We start from the raw sequence: 3,451 nt of genomic DNA on the forward strand, positions 1-3,451 counted from the left end.
ATAAGGTCCTCTCCGGGAGGTGGCAACCAGGACCATGTCGTACCACAGGACTTGCACTGCACTACCCAACCAGCATTCGTAGCCCGCCGACGACGGGACTAAACTAACATAGTGGCATAGGGAAGCAGCACGGGCACGATAAACGCTTAAACGCCCATTCCCCCCGGCGTCATACTAGTTGTCGCCTCTGAACTTTCTCCTGCCAACGACGATTCGCGGACAGTATTTTTATCTGTACCTGTTTATGGACGTGTTCAGCCGAAAAATTGTCGGCTGGCTGGTCTATGCCGAGGAAAGCAGCGCGCAGGCCAGCGAAGTCCTCAGGGACCTCTGCGCGCGCGAAGTGATACAGCCCGGCCAGGTGATTCTGCATTCGGATAACGGCGGTCCGATGAAGGGCGCGACGATGCTCGCCACCCTCCAGGCGCTGGGTGTCACGCCGTCGTTGAGTCGCCCGGGCGTGAGCAACGACAACCCGTATTCCGAGTCGCTGTTCAAGACCCTGAAGTACCGGCCGGCTTACCCTCTCAAGGCGTTCGATACCCTGCTCGCCGCACGCACCTGGGTGGGCACATTGGTGCGCTGGTACAACGATGAACATCGTCACAGCACGATCCAGTTCGTGACGCCGGCGCAGCGCCATGCCAACCTCGACCAGGACATTCTGGATCGACGGGCGGCGCTTTATGAGACTGCGCGGCAGCGCAATCCACTACGATGGAAAGGCCCCACCCGCAACTGGCAGCGCGTACATGCTGTGCATCTGAACCCGGATCGAGGCGACAACCAGGGCGTCGCCCCACAACTCCACGAGCAGGAGAGAGAGGGCGCCTGAAATTTAATCGTTGAGGCGACAACTAGCTGGAAAATCTCCACATTCAGGAGCCGTGCCGAGTCGATGACATACCCATCTCCTCGCTCGCCTGAAACGCCCAAGTCGATGCCATGCAACACCACGCCGGTCTCAAAATCATGCGCCTACATTTCGTTCCGCGAGCCGTTGCCGCTATCGGCGCCATCCGCCTCCGATGCACGGCGGAAGGTAGATGACGTGACAACTCTCGCATAGTCGGCTAATTAATTGCACCGTCAGTGCAGCATGCTCTCAGCAGACTTCGGACAGGTCCAGTAAATAGCTGGCATCGCTCCATTACTGTGCGTGGAGCCCAGCATTGAGCAGCCTGGAGCGGGCAATTCGCTTGACTTCTGGGGCCCCGCAACTGTGATCGTCGGTTTAGGCTCAGAGGTAATTTGAGACCGACAGGCAGAAACCTCTTCACGGTACAGTATTTCGTCAAGCGTATTTGCTTTGTGCGATGCAGACTCAAGCGCCACGATTTGATCCCTCCAAAGATCGTCTGCAGCACTTGCTAGCAACGCACAGTCGGAGAATGGACCGGCCGACCCATCCCCGAATTTCTGCACCGCCTGGTGTACCAGTTGCGTCATACGCTCTCCATGCACCTGGATATCAGACGATCCGCTGCCATTTGGAATGCTGTCGACAAGCGCATCACCGCGCGCCATCTCGTTCCGGATTGTGACCAGAAGCGTCAGCGCGTCCAGTTTTCCTTCGCGATATGCAGCAATGTTCGACGTGTTATCGCCCACAATCTTGTACTCGCTGGCCTCGACAGTTCCAGGCGATGTAGAGACAATTCCTGCAACGATGATACCGACGCGTATTGCATTCAAAGACATACTGTTCCTCGACTCTCAAATAGGACTAACCGCAGATTTAGCTACGTCGCCGGTCTAGTTCAGACTACGTCATACATGACTGTTGGTCATCCGATACTCAACGGGTAGTTTGGATACTATTTTCAAAACTCCCACGCTAATGAAACACAGATCAAAAGCTAATTGCCGCGGGTTGTGAACGAGTCGATCATCAACTTCATTTCGGCGACGACAGTGACGAACCTCAATCACTCGGCGAAGCGTCACGCCGGATGAACCCGAAGCGCCCTACAACCACCGCAGAAGTACTGGCAGCAGAACAGGCACGATGAACGCGGTGAACACGCCATTGAGGCCCATGCCCAGGCCCGAGAACGCCCCCATCTCCTCGCTCACCTGAAACGCCCGAGCCGTGCCGATACCATGCGACGCCACGCCGATCGCAAAACCTCGCACCTCGGCCTCATGCACACGCACGATATCGAGGATCCAGCGCGCGCTCACGGCACCAAACACGCCCGTCGAGATCACGAGCACGGCGGTGAGTGAAGGAATGCCGCCCACTTTCTCGGCGACGGCCATGGCGATGGGCGTCGTGACCGACTTCGGCGCGAGCGATGCAAGCGTTTGATGCGAGGCGCCACAAAGCTTGGCAATACCGACCGCCGAAACGATCGCCGTGAGCGAACCGGCTACGAGACCACCGAGGAGCGGAAGCGCCCCGCGCTTGAGCTTGTCCCACTGGCGGTATAGAGGCAACGCGAGCGCAACTGTTGCGGGGCCGAGCAAAAAGTGGACGAACTGTGCGCCCTCGAAATACGTGTGATACGGCGTATTGGTGATCTTCAGCGCGGCGACGACGATGGCCACCGCGATCAGCACCGGGTTGGCAAGCGGATTGTGCTTTGCGCGGGCGTAAATGCTCAGCGCAACCAGATACGCGACAAGCGTGACCGTGAGCCCGAGCAGTGGAGTGGCTGCGAGGTAGACCCAGATGGCATCGAGTTTCGCTAACGGCAAGTGCGTATTCATCATGCGCCCTGCCCTGCGTTTTCATGGCCACGCGAGCGCCGAAGCAGCGCACGCGTGACGAGCGCGGTGACGACGATACCAAGCGTCGTGCTCACGACGAGGCTCGCGATCACGGCTAGTGCCTCACCGCGTACAGCCTGCGCGGAAACCATGATGCCCACGCCCGCGGGAATGAAGAGCAGCGAGAGGTGGCGCAGGAGTTCAAGCGCGGTGGGTTCGATCGACTCGACAGCACTGGGCCGGAACATCGCGAATGCGAATAGCAGCAGCATGCCGATGACCGGGCCGGGAACGGGCAGCGAGAAAACGTATGAGACGCTCTCGCCGAGGCACTGGAAGATCAGTAGGGCGGCTAGGGAACGGAGCATGGCAGGTTGACGCAAAACAGAGGCCGGTGCAAATGCGGCGAGATTTTACCGGAACTGGCGGTACGCCAAGGCAGCGTCGGCATGATGCAATTGCGGCGAGCTGCATAAACCTGAATTCGAATTTTCTCCAGCAAACGTTTTCGGAGGTAAAAACGACCAGCGATCGTATCTCAAAGCAGAGCTAGTGGCAGCAACACGTTTCAGCCCGAGCAGACCCGTCCGGGGTATGCCTCATGAATCAAGCTGCATAAATACCATCTTGGTTTGTTATTTTTTTGATATTCTTCGCGCACTCTCATTTTTAGGCATTACGAGCGAGCAGAACAAGGCAGCACTTTCTGCCATTAAAGAATAAAGGGGCTACATGATAT

The 3,451-nt window shown here is 57.5% G+C and carries 3 protein-coding genes and 1 pseudogene; 1 reads left to right on the forward strand and 3 read right to left on the reverse strand.

Going from position 1 to position 3,451, the window contains the following annotated elements; all coding sequences use genetic code 11:
* Nucleotides 1–199 precede the first annotated feature (199 nt).
* Nucleotides 200–835, forward strand: a pseudogene (locus U5775_RS38605) (transposase); the annotation flags it as partial.
* 254 nt (nucleotides 836–1,089) lie between these two features.
* Here U5775_RS38605 and U5775_RS38610 read toward each other — a convergent pair.
* The 3 genes from U5775_RS38610 to U5775_RS38620 form a co-directional block, all read right to left on the reverse strand.
* Nucleotides 1,090–1,701, reverse strand: a complete 612-nt coding sequence (locus U5775_RS38610) for a hypothetical protein (RefSeq protein ID WP_322063382.1) — start codon at nucleotides 1,699–1,701, stop codon at nucleotides 1,090–1,092.
* A gap of 267 nt (nucleotides 1,702–1,968) precedes the next feature.
* Nucleotides 1,969–2,712, reverse strand: a complete 744-nt coding sequence (locus U5775_RS38615; RefSeq protein ID WP_322063384.1) for an LrgB family protein — start codon at nucleotides 2,710–2,712, stop codon at nucleotides 1,969–1,971.
* Nucleotides 2,712–3,080 (reverse strand): CidA/LrgA family protein, encoded by a 369-nt coding sequence (locus U5775_RS38620; protein ID WP_322063383.1) that lies wholly within the window; start codon nucleotides 3,078–3,080, stop codon nucleotides 2,712–2,714. The genes U5775_RS38615 and U5775_RS38620 overlap by 1 nt, the downstream gene beginning before the upstream one ends.
* Nucleotides 3,081–3,451: the final 371 nt, after the last annotated feature.

Source organism: Paraburkholderia sp. J63 (assembly GCF_905220245.1).
In the GTDB taxonomy this organism is placed as follows: Bacteria; Pseudomonadota; Gammaproteobacteria; order Burkholderiales; family Burkholderiaceae; genus Paraburkholderia.

Coding starts and splice junctions, on each gene's coding strand:
- U5775_RS38610 (WP_322063382.1), bottom strand. CDS start 1,701: ATGTCTTTGAATGCAATACGCGTCGGTATCATCGTTGCAGGAATTGTC.
- U5775_RS38615 (WP_322063384.1), bottom strand. CDS start 2,712: ATGAATACGCACTTGCCGTTAGCGAAACTCGATGCCATCTGGGTCTAC.
- U5775_RS38620 (WP_322063383.1), bottom strand. CDS start 3,080: ATGCTCCGTTCCCTAGCCGCCCTACTGATCTTCCAGTGCCTCGGCGAG.